The 19,994-nt window shown below is 46.0% G+C and carries 16 protein-coding genes, 1 tRNA gene and 1 rRNA gene; 14 read left to right on the top strand and 4 right to left on the bottom strand.

Annotated elements, in window-relative coordinates; all coding sequences use genetic code 11:
- Positions 1-4: 4 nt before the first annotated feature.
- The 4 genes from PHX29_04685 (at position 5) to PHX29_04670 (ending at position 5,628) form a co-directional block, all read left to right on the top strand.
- Complete coding sequence (locus tag PHX29_04685; GenBank protein ID MDD5605187.1) at positions 5-685, top strand: response regulator transcription factor; 681 nt, start codon at positions 5-7, stop codon at positions 683-685.
- An 883-nt stretch (positions 686-1,568) separates the two neighbouring features.
- Positions 1,569-2,363 (top strand): (2Fe-2S)-binding protein, encoded by a 795-nt coding sequence (locus PHX29_04680; protein ID MDD5605186.1) that lies wholly within the window; start codon positions 1,569-1,571, stop codon positions 2,361-2,363.
- A 1-nt stretch (position 2,364) separates the two neighbouring features.
- Positions 2,365-4,647 (top strand): xanthine dehydrogenase family protein molybdopterin-binding subunit, encoded by a 2,283-nt coding sequence (locus PHX29_04675; protein ID MDD5605185.1) that lies wholly within the window; start codon positions 2,365-2,367, stop codon positions 4,645-4,647.
- A 9-nt stretch (positions 4,648-4,656) separates the two neighbouring features.
- Positions 4,657-5,628, top strand: a complete 972-nt coding sequence (locus PHX29_04670) for an FAD binding domain-containing protein (GenBank protein MDD5605184.1) — start codon at positions 4,657-4,659, stop codon at positions 5,626-5,628.
- 950 nt (positions 5,629-6,578) lie between these two features.
- Here the strand turns inward: PHX29_04670 and PHX29_04665 are convergent.
- From PHX29_04665 to PHX29_04650, 4 genes are all read right to left on the bottom strand, one after another.
- Positions 6,579-7,583: a tyrosine-type recombinase/integrase gene (locus tag PHX29_04665; protein MDD5605183.1), complete on the bottom strand. Its 1,005-nt coding sequence runs from the start codon at positions 7,581-7,583 to the stop codon at positions 6,579-6,581.
- Positions 7,573-7,649: transfer RNA gene (locus PHX29_04660), tRNA-Ile, on the bottom strand. Before PHX29_04660 ends, PHX29_04665 begins: the two co-directional genes overlap by 11 nt.
- Positions 7,650-7,659: 10 nt before the next feature.
- Positions 7,660-7,926: a hypothetical protein gene (locus PHX29_04655; GenBank protein ID MDD5605182.1), complete on the bottom strand. Its 267-nt coding sequence runs from the start codon at positions 7,924-7,926 to the stop codon at positions 7,660-7,662.
- Between the two features lie 116 nt (positions 7,927-8,042).
- Positions 8,043-9,544, bottom strand: a 16S ribosomal RNA gene (locus PHX29_04650).
- 231 nt (positions 9,545-9,775) lie between these two features.
- Between PHX29_04650 and PHX29_04645 the strand changes: the two genes are divergently transcribed.
- The 10 genes from PHX29_04645 to PHX29_04600 all read left to right on the top strand — a co-directional run bounded on the left by PHX29_04645 (position 9,776) and on the right by PHX29_04600 (position 19,920).
- Complete coding sequence (locus PHX29_04645) at positions 9,776-11,149, top strand: TldD/PmbA family protein (protein MDD5605181.1); 1,374 nt, start codon at positions 9,776-9,778, stop codon at positions 11,147-11,149.
- Positions 11,150-12,451, top strand: a complete 1,302-nt coding sequence (locus tag PHX29_04640) for a TldD/PmbA family protein (protein ID MDD5605180.1) — start codon at positions 11,150-11,152, stop codon at positions 12,449-12,451.
- A 26-nt stretch (positions 12,452-12,477) separates the two neighbouring features.
- A complete protein-coding gene (locus PHX29_04635) occupies positions 12,478-13,293 on the top strand; it encodes a PAC2 family protein (protein MDD5605179.1) in 816 nt (271 codons plus the stop codon).
- The gene (locus tag PHX29_04630) at positions 13,265-14,248 is read left to right on the top strand and encodes a HEAT repeat domain-containing protein (GenBank protein ID MDD5605178.1); all 984 of its coding nucleotides are present in this window, start codon (positions 13,265-13,267) and stop codon (positions 14,246-14,248) included. Before PHX29_04635 ends, PHX29_04630 begins: the two co-directional genes overlap by 29 nt.
- Positions 14,249-14,256: 8 nt before the next feature.
- Entirely contained in the window at positions 14,257-14,631 is a 375-nt protein-coding gene (locus PHX29_04625; GenBank protein ID MDD5605177.1) for a nitrous oxide-stimulated promoter family protein, read from the top strand.
- Positions 14,632-14,768: 137 nt separating this feature from the next.
- Positions 14,769-15,698: an ABC transporter ATP-binding protein gene (locus PHX29_04620; protein ID MDD5605176.1), complete on the top strand. Its 930-nt coding sequence runs from the start codon at positions 14,769-14,771 to the stop codon at positions 15,696-15,698.
- Positions 15,695-16,792: an ABC transporter permease gene (locus tag PHX29_04615; protein ID MDD5605175.1), complete on the top strand. Its 1,098-nt coding sequence runs from the start codon at positions 15,695-15,697 to the stop codon at positions 16,790-16,792. Before PHX29_04620 ends, PHX29_04615 begins: the two co-directional genes overlap by 4 nt.
- Positions 16,793-16,795: 3 nt before the next feature.
- Positions 16,796-17,812, top strand: a complete 1,017-nt coding sequence (gene mtnA / locus PHX29_04610) for an S-methyl-5-thioribose-1-phosphate isomerase (GenBank protein MDD5605174.1) — start codon at positions 16,796-16,798, stop codon at positions 17,810-17,812.
- A gap of 207 nt (positions 17,813-18,019) precedes the next feature.
- On the top strand, positions 18,020-18,886 hold the full coding sequence (mtnP, locus tag PHX29_04605) for an S-methyl-5'-thioadenosine phosphorylase (GenBank protein ID MDD5605173.1): 867 nt from the start codon (positions 18,020-18,022) through the stop codon (positions 18,884-18,886).
- Positions 18,887-18,894: 8 nt separating this feature from the next.
- Positions 18,895-19,920 carry a methionine synthase gene (locus PHX29_04600; protein ID MDD5605172.1) on the top strand — a complete coding sequence of 342 codons (1,026 nt, stop codon included), beginning with the start codon at positions 18,895-18,897 and terminating at the stop codon, positions 19,918-19,920.
- The last annotated feature ends 74 nt before the right edge of the window (positions 19,921-19,994 follow it).

The following is a 19,994-nucleotide window of genomic DNA, read 5'->3' as shown; positions in this document are numbered from 1 at the left end:
CTTAATGAAAATCCTAGTAATTGAAGATAATGTAACTATTATAGAATCCATATCCATTGGACTAGACGTGAGTTGGCCTGACGCCCAATTACTCTCAACACATTTAGGACGAGAGGGAGTCGATCTTGTTGAAAAGGAAAAACCTACCGTCGTTATACTGGATATCGGGTTGCCGGATATCGATGGATTCGAAGTATTGAGATCGATACGGTCTTTTTCAGAGGTCCCTGTAATTATATTAACTGTCAACCAGGATGAAATTGATGTAGTCAAAGGTTTAAGCTTGGGAGCAGATGATTACATTGTGAAACCATTTCACCTCTTGGAGTTGATGGCAAGGATAAAAACCATTTTAAAAAGAATTGGAGTGGCCCAAAATAGTATTTTGTTTTATGAAAAATTGCATCTAGATGCAATTCACTCCAAATTGTCCTACATGAATCAATCTATCCAACTTACTCCTACTGAAAATCGGATAATGCAGAGCTTGATTAATAACCCAGGTAAAATGCGATCTTTCGACGATTTAGCTGATGAAATATGGGGTTGTGATTATGTCGGCTCAAACGATGCAATTAGGGTTTATATTGGCAGGCTACGTCGAAAAGTTGAATTGATATCAGCAAACAGGATACATATTAACTCATTGCCTGGTCGAGGCTTTATCCTGGAAACCACAACATAGGCACTATCTCAACCTCAACTAGTAAAACCTTAATTCCTTACAATTTTCTACGAACTATACTGTAGCACTACTGTAGCAGTGTTGTAGGTATGTCTAAGCTCACGTATTTCGGTTTTGTTACATCCGCTGTTTTACGCTTGTCTATATATTATAAGTTAGTAGTTTTGGTGACTTTCAGGAGGGAGTAGAAAATAGAGCTGTTGTCCTTTTGTCTAAAAAGCACTGCTACTTTTGCGAACGTTTGTAACAAGAAGTTGTCGGGATTATAGAGTAAATTCCTGTCGAAATCATCGTACTATGCTCTCTGTGTTAAGGTACGAGCGATTTACAACTGTTTATGTTTTTAAGTATTCGTTCCTATTCAATCAATGCAAATCAAACTGTCAAAGACGCTATATACCGGGGGTTACCGGACATAGCTCCCGGCTTGAATCGATCGGCCTACCCCCGCCGTGTGCTTTGGAGCCCTGGGCGTAATCCGGGCAGGCGGCAAGAACCGGCAGCAAGTTGTTGGAGGTGATGTGACACAAGCGAAAAGACTGTGTGCGAAACCATCTTGTCAAAGGCAAAAAGCCGATTATTGGAGGTGAACAAAAATTGAGCGTAAGGGTAATTGAACACGGCAGGCCCGGGGAAAACGGGTCTCTCAGAAGCACCATAGGCCTCAAGGTCTCCACCAAGGAGAGGTTGGACCGCTGCCGGGCACCGGGGCAGTGCTACGACGGTTTCATCCAGCAGATGGTGGACCACTGGGAGAAAAGCCGAGGCAATTCGCACTGATGATATGCAGACTAACAACAAAGGAGGTGGCGCTTAACAGAGATTACACATCATTAGCACCAAGTAGCGCAGTTTGAAATTAATAAAGGAGGAATTCAACTAAATGCCTGAAAAAGAAAAGGAAACACAAGACGGGCAGATCTCCAGACGGCAGTTCATCCGTAACGCCGGCATCGTTGTCGGCGGCACCGCCGTCGGCTCTGCCTTCCTGCTCACCGCCTGCGGCGGCGACGGCGAGACGGTCACCAACACGGTAACCAAGACGGTAAACGTTACCACCACCGCCGGCAGCGGCACCACCCAGACGGTAACCACCACCGCCGCTGGGACCACCACCTATGTCTGCCCCTACGACAACCAGCAGTTTGCCAACCTTGCCGAGCTCAAGGCTCACCTGGAAGCCCAGCATATGGAAGCCTTGACCAAAACAAGGCTCGTCACCCTCAACGTCAACAGCAACGACTACATCGTCGAGGTGGAGCCGCAATGGACGTTGGCATTCGTAATAAGAGACAAACTGGGCCTTACAGGAACAAAGATTGGCTGTGATGAGGGAGCATGTGGTACATGCACTGTCTTACTGGAAAGCATACCAATTTTATCTTGTATGGTACTCGCAATCGAGTGTGAATCCAAGAACATTCTTACTATAGAAGGACTGGAAGCTAAGGACGGGACATTACACCCTATACAGAAAGCTTTCAGTGAAGAAATGGGATTTCAATGTGGTTTCTGTACACCAGGAATAATAGTAACTACCAAAGCTCTTCTTGATAAAAACCCTAGCCCTACGACGGATGACATTAAGAGCGCACTTTCTGGTAATCTTTGTTCTTGTGGAGCTTACGACTCCATTTTAAAGTCTGTATTGAGCGCTGCCAACAAAGGAGGAATCTGATATGACAATTGTTGGAACTTCCCCTATCGTTAAAGATGCAAGGCTTAAGGTAACCGGTCAAGCAATTTACACTCAGGACGTAAACATCCCAGGAATGCTTCATGGTAAAATACTTAGGAGCCCATTAGCACACGCAAAAATCATTAGCATCGACACTGCCGAGGCTGAGTTATTGCCTGGGGTTAGAGCAGTAGTCACCCACAAAGACTGCCGTCCGGATGGTATGAATAGTTACTGGTCACCCCCACGGCTGATGTTCGCAGTGGACAAGGTGAGATTCGTGGGAGACCCGGTTGCCGCTGTAGCTGCTGATACTGTTGAGATTGCTGAAGAAGCCGTTAAGCTTATCAAGGTAGAATATCAAGAATTACCACTGGTGTTAGATCCTATAGAAGCCTTAAAGCCGGATGCACCACAGATCTATGAAGCAGGAAATTCTTTTACTATGGCTCAGGGTATGGCAACGTCAGGAACTCCGTGTTTCGCTGCTACCAAAGGGGACATAGAACAAGGCTTAAAGGAAGCCGATATTTCGGCTGATTTTATAATATCAACGCCCATCATAACCAATCACTCTCCGGAAACCGATACAACCGTAGCACAATGGTTTGGGGAACAGCTGACTGTATGGAGTAGTTCACAAGGTGGATTTACATTGCATAGCATACTTTCGATGGTATTCGGCATACGCGAAACTGATATCCATTTAATCAGCAACTATTCAGGTGCAGGCCATGGTGCAAACTTGAAGGAATGCTCGATGAGAGCTTGCATCACAGCCCTATTATCCCGCAAGGCTAAAATGCCAGTCAAGATATCATACACTAAAAGAGAGGTTTTTAGTTGTATGTCGATGCCGGATAAAGCAAAGATCCGCGTAAGAGTTGGCGCCAAGGATGATGGCTCCCTCACTGCACTGGAAATACTCCAATATCATGATATCGGTGGATATGGTGAAACCCATGCCGTTTACTCTGGTTTTGCTCAGTCTTCCTTGGTAGATTTTTACAAATGTCCTAACGTGAAATTCGTCCTTTATACATGCATGACCAATAACGGCGTCGGTGGCTATTTTCGCAGTTATGGCCCAGAGATGACTTGTTGGGCGATTGAGATGGGAATAGAACGCGTACTTGGAAAATTAGGGATAGATGCGGGGAAGTTCAAGTTGAAGAATCATTTACAGCCGGGAGATAAAACACACGACGATACACTTCTAACGGAATCTTCAGTTTTTGACATAGATTTCACGGCTGCGATGAATGGTATCGGATGGGATACCAAGTGGCACGCTCCAGGAAAAGGCGAAACATACGAAGGTTCAAAAAAGCGAGGTGTAGGCTTAGCTTGTGCTACAAAACACCACACCAAGAACGATAAATCTGTTGAATTAAAAATCTCGCGCGATGGTTCAATTCAATTCAATAGTTTTCCAGGCAATTTTGGCCAAGGAATAGGCTCCAGTTTAAGCGTACTTCTTGCAGAAGCCCTGGGGGCAAAATACGAAGACATAAATACCGTAATATTGGGGGACAGTGATATATCTCCTTTTACAACTTGCTCCTTTGGCAGCTCCACCTTGTTTTATGGAGGGCATGCGATACTCCAAGCTGCTCAAGAAGCAAGGGCGATTCTATTCGAAAGAGCTGCTAATATTTTAGGGGTAAAAGCTGAAGATTTAGAGTCTAAAGACAGCGTCATCTCATTAAAAGCGGATCCTACAAAAAAGGTTACATTTAAAGACGCTTTACAAAAGCCTTATGTCTTCGACATTGTAATTAGTAATCATGTCTACGGACCCGCAGTACAAACAAACACGGGGGGAAGGGGGGGTGGCATATTTCCATCAGGGGCATTAGCTGTTGAGGTGGAAGTCGATACTGAGACCGGACAGGTTACCGTTTTGGAGGCTTGCAGTTCACATAATCTCGGCAAGGCAATACATAGAAAGGTGGCAGAAGGGCAGGTGTCGGGAGGAGCACTCCTCAATATCCCTAGAGCCCATAGGCTTTTTATACCAATTGATCCGGTTACCGGTACACCGCTGGTCACCTCTGATGATGGTTACGCCTGGGCTACTATGGTGGACGATGTCATGCCAATTGTAAATATTACCGAGGTGCCCGAGCCTCTTGGACCAATGGGTGCTGCGCCAATAGGTGAAAAATCAGTAGCGGGAACTTCGGCTGCCGTGATGAGCGCCGTATTCAATGCTATCGGAGTCTGGATTGATGACAAACCTCTTACCCCTGATAAAGTATTAAAAGCCTTGGGTAAGGTATAGGAGGATAGAATGAAAACCTTTGAGCATTTTAATGCTAATACAATTGAGGAAGCATCCATGGCTTTGGAAAGTGAAAATGCGGAAGCAATCGCTGGAGGTACTGATCTTTTAGGACGTCTGAAAAATGACGTTCTCTCGAGCGCAATGTATCCCAAAACCATTATCAACCTAAAAACTATCTCTTCCCTATCTTACATCAAAGAGGAGACCGGTATTCTTAAAATAGGAGCTCTGACCCCTCTTTCAGCCATTGCTGCTGACACAAATGTGCAAAGCAAGTATTCGGCTCTTGCCCAAGCAGCTGGCAAGACAGCCTCACCACATCTTAGAGAGATGGGGACAATTGGAGGCAACATATGCCAATACAACCGTTGTTGGTATTTCCGCAATCCAGATAATCGCTTTGATTGCATCCGAAAAGGTGGCAACATGTGCTTTGCCATGATGGGTGATAACAGGTATCACTCAATATTTGGTGCTGTACAAGGCTGTATCGCTGTCAATCCCAGCGATACAGCACCTGCCCTCATAGCTCTTAACGCAATCATTGTCACTAATAAAGATGCTTATGAAGCCGAAAACTTCTGGGATTACGCTGTGCCTGGTTCGACTATCCTTGCAGCGAACGAAATCGTTAAGGAGATTCAAATCCCAACTCCTGCCTCTGGTACTAAGAGTGCCTTTCAGAAATTTGCATTACGTAAAACAATTGACTTTCCAATTGTAAACTGTGCAGTTTTGATAAGTAGGGAGGATGCTCGCATCTGCCTAAATGCCGTACATAACAACCCCTACCGGGCAACCAAGGCTGAGGACGCCATCAAGGGCAAAGCCATTGATGAGGCTAATGCCGAAGCTGCTGGTGCAGCCGCCGTATCTGGCGCCATCGGTATGCCGGGTAACGGGTCAAATCCAGGTAACAAGTACAAGATACAGATTGCTAAAACACTAGTCAAGCGGGCAATTCTGGCCTGTAAATAAGATATTTTAAGAACGCACAAGGGGCAGGTTGATTACCTGCCCCTTGTTACTATTGTACCCATAAAAGGCTCCCGTTTTTGGCACAATGAAATTATATGAAAGATCAGATTAATCCAACACTAGATGAGAGAAATTGTAAGATATTTGAGTAACTACTACATCCGTCCTTGATAGACATTATGATGAATGCAACGGATAACCAGTTCATTTAAAGCTAATAGATAGCTTAAACACGAAACCATTTGTCACTGATTCAAACGTAAAAGCACCCATTTCTGTTTTTTCTCAGACTCCCGTATGCGCTACTTTCAGCCCCAAATGTGTTATATTCAAAGCTAAATTCAGTCAAATTCTCCATGGTGATAAGCCTTTATGGCCTAATAATGTACTAATAATTTGTATTAGTCCCAACTTCCACCCTTCCATTGGTTAACAAATCACCATTACCAGGTCAATGTGTTTAATTTAAAACAGGCTAGGTAAGGAAGGGGGGGGCCGGTCAAAAGTCAACAGGTTTAGAACGAAAGGCGAGTGGGCAGCCTCGCGCACAAATCCGCGAAATTGAGTAGGGGGGTACTAATCCCAAATTGTTTACAATTGACTTATCAGATTTTGCAGATGAGTTAATAGTTACAAAAGCCGTTAGCAGATAGCCTCAGATAGGCATGAGAAGCCGTTAAGTTCGAATCCTGCCCCGTAGAGCATGTGGTACGAAAGCAACCTTTACGCTAACCTTTAACTTGAGTTACTGAACAGCTTGAAGCTTGCTCTGTAAGGGAAATGAATTTTATTTTTTGACATCCGACGTCACTATAACTTATGTTGTGTCATGTTTCACCATCCACTAGAACAGAACAGAACTAACGCCTTACCTAACCCCGTTACAATCATTTGCAACGCCTCTTTAACCCTTTTATGGTGTAATTCTATTAGCCGATAATTCCCAGCCTTTAAAAACGTATTTTAAGGTTATCAACTGGGGACACCTTTTTATGGACCGCTATCATATCGTCAGCACCAATGGTTGATAGATATTCCCTGGTTATCAAGGTGCTGGAATGGCCAAGCATGATTTGCAGTGTATCAATGTCACCGCCGTTGCGGTAGTAAGCTAACGCCGCGGTGTGCCTGAAAGTATGCGGCCCTCGTTTTGCTCTGGTAATACCAGCCCGCGCGGTTAATCTGCGAACCATAATATTGATACCGTCCCGGTGCAGCGGTGTACCTTCCTCGGTAAGCCACATTGCCGGGTAATTATCGTCACGCATCAACAGATACCTGAGCAGCGCTTTCAATGTCCGTTGGCCAACGCGGACAACCCGCTCTTTGTTGCCCTTGCCGGTGACGCGTATCAGGCCGGAGTTTACGTCCAGGTCGGCCAGGGTAAAAGCTGCCATCTCGGAGAGCCGGACCCCTGTATCAAGGAACATGAGAATGATTGCTCGGTTGCGTACGTCGAGGAAAGTATTGCCCGATGTCAATATAAGCAACTTCTCGATGTCGTCCGGACTGAAAGGATGCACCATCTTCTTGGGGAGCTTGGGAGGTTTAACGTGAGACATTGGGTTTTTGTCCAGCAGCTCCTCAGCAATCAACCAGTTAAAAAAAGTTTTAAGGACCTTATAATGGCTGCGTACTGTTGTTTGCTGCAGCCCCTGTGACTGTAATTTTGACAGGTAGGCCCTGATGTCGAGGGCACTGACAGCGTCAGCTGGCACATCGCCATTAGTGCCGATATACCGCTTTAGTCGTGTGCTATAATCCTCCAGTGTATTTGGCGACTTGCCCTCAACCCGACACGCCACGATAAAATACTCGGTATAATGTGACAGTGTTTTATATGGACTGTGCTCTACGCTACGATTGGCTCGTGCGTGAGTTGTACTATATGGACTGTGATCTACCAACCCTATTTTTTGCCTGGCAGCGGCATTTTTAGCTTTATGGTGGGCCACTCTGGACTCGAACCAGAGACCCCAGTCTTATCAGGACTGTGCTCTAACCAACTGAGCTAGTGGCCCGTGTAGAAGATTACTGTTTAACCTGTTTGAGGCTATCCTGGATTTTTTCCAAGTTTTGGTCAATATTGATGAGTAAGTATATCAGTTTGGAAGCTCCAAGTAAAAGTGCAGTATTGAGCGCGGACAGTACAAATCCGCCTAACAAAAAGGTAATCTGTGCAAGTGGAGTAGCCGCTTTCACCCCAACGATAATAGATGCAACAACCCCACAAACAAGAATAGCCCAAGCCAGAATGGTCAGGCTATAGGCTACTATATGCAAAGTGCGGTTTTTCATGTTCGCGACTATCTAAAAAGCAGCCCTTAACCCCTGGATAGCGGAAGAAAGAAAGTTAAACTCCGAATGAATCAGAGATCGACCTGGAAGATTGACCATGGGTCATTTCTCCCTAGAAAGGAGGTGATCCAGCCGCAGCTTCCGCTACGGCTACCTTGTTACGACTTAGTCCCAATCACCAGTCCCACCCTCGGCAACTGCCTCCCTTGCGGGTTAGCCTATCGACTTCAGGTGTTACCGGCTTTCATGACTTGACGGGCGGTGTGTACAAGGCCCGAGAACGTATTCACCGCAACATTCTGATATGCGGTTACTAGCAACTCCGACTTCATGCAGGCGAGTTTCAGCCTGCAATCTGAACTGAGGATGGCTTTGGGGATTAGCTACATGTTGCCATGTCGCGACCCATTGTACCATCCATTGTAGCGTGTGTGTAGCCCAGGACATAAGGGCCATGCTGACTTGACGTCATCCCCACCTTCCTCCCCGTTTTGCGGGGCAGTCTCGCTAGAGAAATTAACTAGCAACGAGGGTTGCGCTCGTTGCAGGACTTAACCATACACCTCACGGCACGAGCTGACGACAGCCATGCAGCACCTGTGCTAGCTACTGACTTAACAGTTCGTCCCCCTTTCGGGTTCCTACTTCTAGCATGTCAAACCCTGGTAAGGTTTTTCGTGTTGCATCGAATTAAACCACACGCTCCGCTGCTTGTGCGGGCCCCCGTCAATTCCTTTGAGTTTTAGCCTTGCGGCCGTAGTCCCCAGGCGGGGTACTTAAAGCGTTAGCTTCGGCACAAAGAGGGTCGATACTCCCTATACCTAGTACCCATCGTTTACGGTGTGGACTACCAGAGTATCTAATTCTGTTCGCTACCCACACTTTCGCGCCTCAGTGTCAGAAACAGCCCAGGAAGCCGCCTTCGCCACTGGTGTTCCTCCCGATATCTACGCATTTCACTACTACACCGGGAATTCCGCTTCCCCCTGCCGCTCTCTAGTCCAACAGTATCGAATGACCCTTCCCGGTTAAGCCGGGAAATTTCACATTCGACTTGAAAGACCACCTACGCGCGCTTTACGCCCAGTAATTCCGGATAACGCTCGCTTCCTACGTATTACCGCGGCTGCTGGCACGTAGTTCGCCGAAGCTTATTCCTCAGGTACCGTCATTATTCTTCCCTGAGAAAAGGGGTTTACAACCCGAGGGCCGTCATCCCCCACGCGGTGTTGCTGGGTCAGGCTTTCGCCCATTGCCCAAAATTCCTTGCTGCTGCCTCCCGTAGGAGTCTGGGCCGTATCTCAGTCCCAGTGTGGCTGATCGTCCTCTCAGACCAGCTACCGATCGTAGCCTTGGTAGGCTTTTACCCCACCAACAAGCTAATCGGCCGCAAGCCCCTCCTCAAGCGCCTTACGGCTTTAATGACTTTCCATCAGAAAGCCATCACATGCGGTATTAGCTCCGGTTTCCCGAAGTTATTCCCCACTTAAGGGCAGGTTACTTACGTGTTACTCACCCGTCTGCCACTATCCTTCCCTTGCGGGAAGAATCGTTCGACTTGCATGCATAATGCACACCGCCAGCGTTTATCCTGAGCCAGGATCAAACTCTCCGAAAATATAAAGGGTTTTTTAACTTTCTTCCGCTATCCAGTTGTTAAAGTACTGCTCTTAGGGCAAAAGATATCCTATCACATCTTTTGCGGGGCTGTCAATTACACAACTTTAGAGGTTTAAACTTCAAAAATCAGCGTTGACAAGGGAGCATTCTATCAGAATTGACAACACAATGCAAGGCCGTTAAACTAACCATTAGAACCATCTTATTTTGTATATAAGGAAACGATCCTTTGCCGCATATTAATGAAGTTGCCCACGACTTAAAATCTCTTATATATAACCAGGAAGCGGAGTATATTGAAGCCCGTCTTGAAGCCAGCACATCATGCAGGCTGAGTTACCGGGGGCGGGAGCTTGAAACCGTTAGCGAATCTTCTTCTGCCGGAGGAAACATTCGGGTACTATACCGTGGCGGATGGGGTTTTTCTACCTTTAACCGTTTTGAAAACCTTAGGACCTCTTTGGAAAGAGCACTGGACAGCGCCCGTCTTGCCGGTAACCGCCAAAGCCAATTGGCAGACGTTGCGCCTGTCGTAATAAAGACTCCACCTCCGCTTCACAACCCTCGTGAAATCAATCTTAGCACCAAGAAGGAATTGCTGGATTCCTATAATGAATTAATGTGGCAGGCCGCTCCCTTGAATACTTCTTTTATCGGTTACGGAGATGGGTACAAAACTAGTATTTTTCTTAATTCCGAAGGAAGCTTTATCGAACAGTCAAGAGCGGACGTTAGCCTAAGAATGAGCGCCATAGCTGGAAAAGATAGTGACGTTCAACAATCAGGCATCAGCCTTGGGTCTACCGGGAATTTTAATGATATTACCGGGCTTGAGGAGCAGGTTCAGGATATTGCCAGAAAAGCAGTAGCAATGCTCGAAGCCCCACGTGTAAAAGGCGGAGAATATACCGTTATACTCGATCCTGTTATCGCAGGGGTGTTTACCCATGAAGCTTTCGGCCACCTTTCTGAAGCAGACTTTGTTTATGAAAACGAGCGCTTGAGAGAGATAATGACCCTCGGAAAAGCCTTTGGTTCCAGCGAGCTTAATATTATTGACGATGGCACAATGCCAAATTTACGTGGCACTTATTGCTATGATGAAGAAGGAACCCCTTCCCAAAAGACTTACCTGATCAGAGAAGGCAAACTAGTAGGCAGGCTACATTCCAAAGAAACTGCCGCCATTATGAAGGAAAAACCCTCCGGTAACGCCAGGGCTATCAGCTACCGCCACCAGCCTATAGTGCGCATGAGTAACACTTATATAGAACCAGGAAAGACTACATTCGAAGAAATGCTGTCTGATATCAAAGAGGGTATTTATGTAAAAAATTGGTATGGCGGCACTACCAGCATGGAAATGTTTACTTTTTCCGGCGGAGAAGCATATATGATAAGAAACGGTAAAGTCGCCGAACTTATCAAACCGGTAGTCCTCAGCGGAAATGTCTTCAGCACCCTTCATAATATTGACGCTATCGGCAACGATCTGGACATGAACCAGGGCGGGGGATGCGGCAAGGGCGGCCAATCACCTCTACCCGTATCTAACGGGAGTCCTCACATTCGCATACGCAAATGCCTCGTGGGAGGACAGTAAATGGAAGAAATCCTCAATCTTGCGCTCAAACAATGCGAAGCTGCCGAGGTATTTAGTTACTCAGACGAGGAAATTCCGGTTGAATTCGAGTCAAACCGCCTGAAAAATATCGAGAGCAACCAAAGTACGGTTATCGCCCTTCGCATCATAAAGGATGGCCGTGTTGGATATGGCGTTACTACCAATTCTGAAGAACCTGAAAAGCTGGTAACTATGGCAGTAGAAACTGCTGAATTCGGCATGAAAGCTCGTTTCGAGCTGCCATCACCTCAGCAATACCTACCAGTAAAGACCTACGACGCTGCCATAGAAAAGATAACGATCGAGGATATGGTTAAATTGGGTCAGGAGCTAATAGATACTGTCACGAAAGCCTCCCCTGAAATCATTTGTGATGCTGGAATAAGCAGACACAGCGGTAATATTACTATCTTGAACTCCAATGGCCTGCAGGCAAAATCCTATTCCGGTCTGTTTAGCTTCGGAATCGGCGGCACGCTTGTGCGTGGTACCGACATGCTTTTTGTAGGTGATGGAAAGTACTCCAGCCACCCTGTTTATTCTGGGAAAGACGTAGTCTCGAACGTATTGCGCCAGCTGGAATGGGCGAAAGACCAGACAGCTATTTCCTCCAAGACCATGCCAGTTGTTTTCACTCCACATGGCGTTGAAAATGCCTTGATAGCACCGCTGGTGAGTGCATTTAATGGCAAGATGGTACTTGAAGGGGCTTCTCCATTAAAAGGAAAACTGGGGACGAAACTCTTCAGCCCTGATCTTAGTATTATTGACGATGCAACTTCTGATTTTGAAGCAGCCAGCTCACCATTTGATGATGAAGGCATCGCCACTCGAGCAATGCCGCTCATCAATCAGGGAACAGTGGAAAACTTCTATTACGACCTGCATACAGCAGCCCTGGCTGGGACTGTCAGCACTGGTAATGGTAATCGAAGCGGAGGGAGCCTGCCTTCGCCAGGAATCAACGCACTAATCATAAAGGGCGGGGACACCTCTTTTGAAGAAATGATCTCCGATATAAAAGAAGGGCTGATAATCGAACAATTAATGGGTGGCGAACAAGGAAACATTCTGGGCGGAGATTTTTCCGGGAATGTTTTGCTTGGATATAAGATCGAAGATGGGAAAATCGCTGGTCGCGTAAAAAACACCATGATTCACGGAAACGTATACAAAATCCTTAAGGACATAGCTGCTATCGGGAATGATGGGCGGTGGGTAGGCAGCTCCCTTCATACACCTTCAATCTATTGCCACGAAATATCTGTAGCATCCAAATAGCTTTCAATTAAAGGAACCGGACTGAAATGATGGACACAAGAGAGCTCATAAAAATAATTGCCCGGCCGAAGCTCAACGAACCAAACCTGATTGCAGCATGGCCTGGGGTTTCTTCAGTTGCGCTGATTATTGCATCCTACCTGCTAGAAAAGCTGCCTTTCAAAGACTTGGCAGAGATAAAACCAATGTATTTCTTTGAACCGATAGGAGTGCTGGCACGCAACAATATTGTAGAAGCACCAAGCTTCCCGCAAAGCCGGTTTTTTTACTATAAAAATTCGACCGGTCCAAACGACTTAATTCTTTTTATAGGGGATGCCCAGCCAGCATCTAAGGCATACGATATGGCTAATGCCATATTGGACCTCGGAAGTCGGTTCCGTATGAGCCGTGTTTATACCTGTGCCGCCGCGATGACCAGAATGCACCATACCGAACAACCTTCTGTACGTGGAGTAGCTACAAATCCGGCTATGGCTGAGAAACTTGAAAGGTTGAACTTAAACCGGGGCGGCAATTTGCAGATTAGCGGCCTGAACGGCCTTCTTCTTGGCGTTGCCAAAGAGCGCAATATAGACGGCATATGTCTCCTGGGTGATGTCCCTTCGTACTCCCATCGCATTCAAAACCCAATGGCAGCACTGGCTGTTCTTGACAAACTCAAGCCAATGCTGGGCATCGAACTGGATACCGCCGATCTGGCTGAAGTAGCCAAGGAAACTCAGCAACGAATCAAGGAGTTTGCTGCTGAAGCCATGGAAGATTATATCGATTACTTTACTGAGCCCATTTGGGAACAGGGCGAAGAGTATTATGACGACGAAGAAGACGAGGAAGATTAACCGCCCTTACTTGAGTATTCCTATTACCCTGGATGAAGTAATTAGCAGCCTGGTAAATACCGACGATCCCGTTTCGTCAAGCCACCTCGCTGAGCTTTCCGACCTGTCATCAGAGTCATTTTTAAAATTTCGTGACGCTTGGAATGAACTCGGTCCTGAACGAAGATATAATATCATATTGAGGCTCAAAGACCTCGCAGAAGATAACGTGGAGTTGAACTTCGATGTTATTTTAAAGCTTGGTCTTGACGATGAAGATCCCCAGATACGCCTCGTCTCCATCAACGGACTGTGGGAAAACCGTCAAAACTGGTTACAACGCAAGCTGATTGCAATTGCACTTGAAGATGAATCCGAAGAAGTCAGAATTTGTTCAGTCCAGGCTTTGGAACGATTTTGTCTGGATGCCGAGCTGAATAATAAACAAGACGCCAAACAGCAACTCGCAAATATTCTGCTTTCTATCTTTAACAACCCGGATAAGTCCAATGAGCTGCGGCGCCGATCACTGGAGGCTGTCTCTCCATTGGGGCTAGCCGAAGTCCACACAGCTATAAAAGAAGCCTTCCAAAATGACAACCGGGAATTTAAATTGAGCGCTGTTTATTCTATGGGGGTCAACTGCAACCCTTACTGGCTTACGATTCTGATGCCCCAACTACAAAACAACGATGCTGAGCTGCGTTACGAGGCTGCTTGCGCCTGCGGAGAAATTGGAGAGGAAGATGCGGTTAATGCCTTGATCCCCTTGCTTGAGGATGATGATAGAGATGTCCAGCTGGCAGCTATAGAAGCCCTGGGTAAAATAGGAGGCAAGGAATCCAAAGAGGCATTGAACAGCCTCTTGGAATCTCCGGATGAATTGTTAAGAGACGCCGCCCAGCAATCAGTATATGAACTTGAATTATACCATGACCCTTTTTCTCCAGAAATCTTGGAGCTGGATAAAGAATAACGGCTATTATGTCCCGACTTTTTGATAATCTGGATAAAAAGAAAGCTACCGATATAAGAATACTGGCGGAATTCATCGATGTCTACTGTCGCAGAAAACACACTCAAACCTCCAGGCATGCTGTAAAAATTATCGACGAAAGACTTGAAGAGACTATTAACAAAAAAGAGGTCTCTCTGTGCGAAGACTGTGAACGGTTATTCAACCACGGCATTGCTAAACTGATGCAATGCCCGTTTGATCCCAAGCCTTCCTGCCGGAAATGTCCTGATCATTGTTATGCTCCGAAATACCGGCAGCAAATTAAAGAAGTAATGCGTTTTTCTGGCACCTATCTGGTGAGTCGTGGACGGCTTGGCTTACTTTTTCACATTTTTAAATAGTCCTCGTTGATACTGAAATCCACTATTTTTTCCGGATAAGACCTAAAAAATCATATATCACAGTCCATTTTTGTGATAGAATAACACAGTAGAAGTCATGGAGGACCAAACTGGATCAGGAAGCATATGACCGGCCGATCGATGATAGCTTTGCAATTCAGACTTTTGAACTCAGCCGCTCATTCGGGGTAACACGGGCTGTCGATAATCTGAATTTGGACATACGCAAGGGAGAGCTGCTGGCTCTGCTCGGCCCGAATGGCAGCGGCAAGACAACTACCATCAATATGCTTTGCTGTCTTTTAAAACCCACCCGGGGCACCGCCCGCATCATGGGATTTGATATTAACAAAGAAGCAATGTCCGTAAAAAATGTCATAGGTGTTTCTCCTCAGGAAACGACGCTTTCTGAACGCCTAACCTCACTTGAAAACCTGGAACTGATTGCCAAACTTAGAGGAATTCCTCCGGATAAAGCCAGCAGGTGGTCAGCAGCGCTGGTTGAAATTATGGGCTTGGGGGAAAGGCGCAAAGATCAAGTCAGGAAATTTTCCGGAGGAATGAAACGGCGCCTTAGTATTGCCATGGCGCTTATAGCCGATCCGGCAATAGTTTTTTTAGATGAACCCACCCTTGGGCTTGATCCACAAGCACGAAGAGCGTTATGGGAATACATTGCCAGCCTCAAAGGGGAAAAAACAATTCTCCTTACCACTCACTACATGGAAGAGGCGGATTTCCTTTCCGATAATATAGCTGTTATGGATGCGGGTAAAATTGCCGCACTCGGAAGCAGTCTGGATCTGAAAACGCGCTCGATGGATAAGCACACCATCATAGTCCATGCCTGGAACATCACCTTGAAAGCGCTCGACGAGATACGCGGGAAATATCCAGAGGTAAAAATAAACGGTAACAGTCTTTCAATCTCAGGCAAAGAGCTGGATTTCAAAGAAACTACAGATTTTATACATTCAACCGGAGCCGTCATTCGTTCAGCATATTATAAAGAACCAAGCCTTGAAGACGCATATCTTAAAATTACCGGAAAGGAGCTCACAAGTTGAGGTTTGTTAGCCTGGCAATAAGAAACGCCAAAGAAACTTACCGAGATCCCCTAGCTTTGGGTTTTTTAATTGCATTCCCTCTCCTTTTCATGCTGTTGTTTGGCGCTGCCCTTGGAGGCAACTCCGACCTTTCCTACACAATAGGCGTAGTCGATGAAGATAAAACTGAAATATCTGGTCAATTTATCAATGATGTGCTATCTGATATTCCCATACTTAAAATTGCCACCTTCGAAAGCGACACGCAAGCTACTGAAAGCTTAAAAAACAGCGATATTAAAGCAGCCCTTGTTGTGCCTGCCGGCTTCGGAGAAGAAATAAACAAGAACTGGCAAAACCAGGATCCCGATATAATACTCGAACTGGTCTACGACGAAAGTGATTTAACTGTTTCCAGCCAGATTATATCTACCATCAACGTCGCAGTCAGAAATTTCGCCAGGGTCAACATTCCGGTTACCATCCACACCCATCATATAAATGTCGAGACTGAAGTGAGCCAGATAGATTTTATTGCACCTGGCATTATAATCTTCGGCCTGCTGATCATGGTACCTACATCAGCCCGGATAATGGTGCATGATAAAGAAACCGGTTTCATGTCTCGCCTTTTGGCTACACCGACCTACCCGTGGGAATTTATTGCTGGCTATTCAGCCAGCATGCTGGTAGTGGCCATCGTGCAAATTATTATATTCATTCTGCTGGGGATGGCTTTTGGTATGAACATAGTTGGCAACATCGCGCTGGCATTTCTGATTTTTTTCCTGACAGCCATTTGTTCCATCAGTATCGGTATGATAGTAGCCGCTTTGTCCAAGAGCGAAAATCAAGCTGAGCCTTTGTGCTGGATAATATCTATGCCGTTGGCAGTCCTGTCTGGAGTCTGGTTTTCACGGGAGATTATGCCTGGTTATATTCAGTTTCTGGGAGATATTTTCCCCTATTCTCATGCTGTATCGGCCGCCCGAATGGTTATTATACGCGGTGCTGAATTTTCTGCTGTGTCTAACAGCATCATTATACTTACCATTTGGGCTATAGTTGCTTTCAGCTTAGGTATTATCCTCTTCAGACTCAAAATGAGAGCCTGATGCATGCAGCCGCTTTATTTTGAAAACAATATCCTGCATATTCTGGACCAGAGAAGGCTTCCGGCGGAAATAAGCCACCTGGAAATCAGCGATTATACAGATGTTTGTCAGGCTATCAAAGAGCTGGCCGTACGTGGAGCACCAGCCATTGGAGTCGCTGCCGGGTATGCAGTAGCACTAGCAGCCCTGGCTATAAAAACTCCGGAAATGGCCTCGTTTTTAACTGAGCTTGAACAGGCAATTTCGGAAATAAAATCTACCCGCCCGACTGCGCAAAACCTTTTTCAAGTGGCCATCAGGATGCGCCAGGTTGCTCTTGAGTGCAGTACTCCCGGCAGCGCCAGAGAGAAATTGACATTGGAAGCCGTTAAAATACATCAAGAACAGACTACGACTGACCTGGAGCTCAGCAGACAAGGAGCTGAAATTATATCTGACAAGGCCACAATCCTTACTCATTGCAATACCGGTTCGTTGGCTACAGCTGGATATGGCAGTGCTCTCGGCGTTATCAAACATGCATTCCATCAGGGGAAAAAGATTAACGTAATCGCCACCGAAACCCGTCCGTTACTGCAGGGATCCAGATTGACAGCTTTCGAACTAAAGGCCGAGGGCATCCCTTTTGCATTGATAACTGATTCCATGGCCGGTTATTTCATGCAGCTCGGTAAGGTGGATATGGTAATTACCGGTGCCGATAGAATTGCCCTAAACGGAGATTCTGCCAACAAAATTGGGACTTACACCCTGGCAGTATTAGCCAAAAACCACAATATACCATTTTATATAGCAGCACCTACCACTACTTTCGACTCCAAAACCTTAACCGGTCGTGATATCATAATTGAAGAAAGAAATCCGGAAGAAGTCACTCATTTCCTATCTCACCCTTCGGCTCCACCTGATATCCGAGCCCTGAATCCTGCTTTTGATGTAACGCCTTCCAGCCTCATCAGCGGCTATATCACTGAAAAAGGTGTTATAAAAGCCGAAGATATTGCTGCGCTGCTCGAATAATCCTGATCGTCTTTTTTAACCTGCCTCCGCCAAATTAGACGCAATAGACAAATTTGCGACGAAAACCTGGCCTTATTTCCATATTTCTTGCTGAGTTTACACTCTGCCAATAATAAAATGATCTACACACTGCCAACTGTTGAATCATCAGCAAAATTGAATCATTAATTATGGTCTTATATAATCTGGTTAGATTGGAGGTTAAGTATGCAAGCAGCCAAACTTGGCATAATTGGAGGTACCGGACTATATGAAATCGAGGGCTTGAGCAGCATAGAAACCCTCGATCTTACCACACCTTTCGGTAAGCCCAGCGATACTATAACAACCGGCGATCTAGGCCAGTTAAGAGTTGCCTTTTTGCCCAGGCACGGCAAAGGGCATCATTTCTCACCCGGGGAGATACCAGCTCTGGCAAATATTTGTGCTTTGAAAATGATTGGTGTTGAGCAAATACTGGCTTTCAACGCCGTCGGATCCCTGAAGGAGGAGATTCACCCGGGAGATATCGTAATACCAGATCAGTTTATCGATAAAACTACCCAGCGTCGGAGCAGTTTCTTTGGACAAGGACTGGTTGCCCACATATCCTTTGCCGATCCGGTATGCAAAAGTCTTGCAGAAGCGGTTTTTAATGCAGCCGTAAAGACCGGGGTTAATATCCACTTTGGAGGAACTTACATCGTAATGGAAGGCCCGGCTTTTTCTACCCGCGCTGAATCCATGCTACACCGCTCCTGGGGTGCGCATGTTATCGGCATGACTGCTCTTCCTGAAGCAAAACTGGCTCGCGAAGCCGGGATTTGCTATGCTACGATTGCATGTGTCACCGATTACGATGCTTGGCATGAAAGCGAAGAGCCAGTGTCGGTCGACATGATACTCAGGACATTGCATCAAAACACGGAGGTTTCAAAAGAAATAATTCGCCAGGTGATACCTAATCTGCCTTCGATAGAAAAATGCAGCTGCACCAGCGCACTGAGCAATGCAATAGTAACCGATCCAAAGGTTATAAAGAAACAACGAATAGAAGAACTTAAACTTATTACCAGCAAGTATCTGGAAATATAAAACCTGCAATGAGTCATATCGATTACAACTTTAAAACAACCATAATCGGCAGCATGCCGCATGTGGATGCTGATGCCGCCTGTAACTTGATAACACGCCATCTGAAAGACATTCCTGCCTGGCCACAGCTGCCCAGGTGTTCCAGTTTGGAATCTATGAGTATACAGTTTTCCAGAGGTTTTCCCGGATTGAGTATTGTTGATGGAGAAGCAGCCTTTAGCCGTTCAGATGAACTTGAGAAGTCTCTCGAGAGCCTCTACGATGCATATCTAACCGGCAATTATAGTAGATACGCCGTTCCTGTCGAATACGCTGCCGGGCTCCATTGTTTTTTGAGCTTGACTGGTATTCATTCATGGGCAGTAAAAGGCCAAATAACCGGGCCGATAAGTTGGTGCCTGGGTATTAATGACGACAACGGCAAATCTATCCTGTATGATGAAATACTTTCTGATGCCGCCGCACGTATGCTGGCGATGAGTGCAGCCTGGCAGGAAGCAGCGTTAAGCCAGTTGAACAAAAACACCATCATATTTGTAGATGAACCCGCCATGTCCAGTTATGGTTCAGCATTTTTCAACCTGTCTCAAGAAAAGACAAGAGAATTAATTAATGAAGTAATTGGTAAATTAAATGGCTTGAAAGGCATTCATTGCTGCGGCAATACCGACTGGGGGCTGGTACTCTCCACTAACCTGGACATATTATCGTTCGATGCCTACCAATATGGAAACACCCTCAGTCTTTACCCAGACGCAGTAAAGCAGTTGCTGAGCAGGGGCGGAGGGATCGCCTGGGGAATAGTTCCCAATTCTGAAGCCGAAATTGTCAGGGAGACTCCCGCCAGCCTTAAGGACCGCCTTGAAGAAACCATGGCTCAATTTACAAGAGAGGGAATTTCTTTTCAGCAATTGGCTTCAAAAAGCCTGCTCACTCCAAGTTGCTCACTTTCAACATTGACTGAAGAAGCAGCTGAACATACGCTTGTTATGCTTAATGAACTTTCAAACCTGATGATAACCAGATATCTTTAAAAATGAAATACCGGATCCCAGAAGTAATAAACTCTGCGTTTGTTGTTGTGCTTGTAATTTTTTACTGGCAAAGG

Source organism: Dehalococcoidales bacterium, assembly GCA_028717385.1.
Taxonomy (GTDB): Bacteria; Chloroflexota; Dehalococcoidia; order Dehalococcoidales; family CSSed11-197; genus CSSed11-197.
The sequence above is the reverse complement of the archived record's forward strand: the minus strand, read 5'-3'. Positions and strand labels throughout refer to the sequence as shown.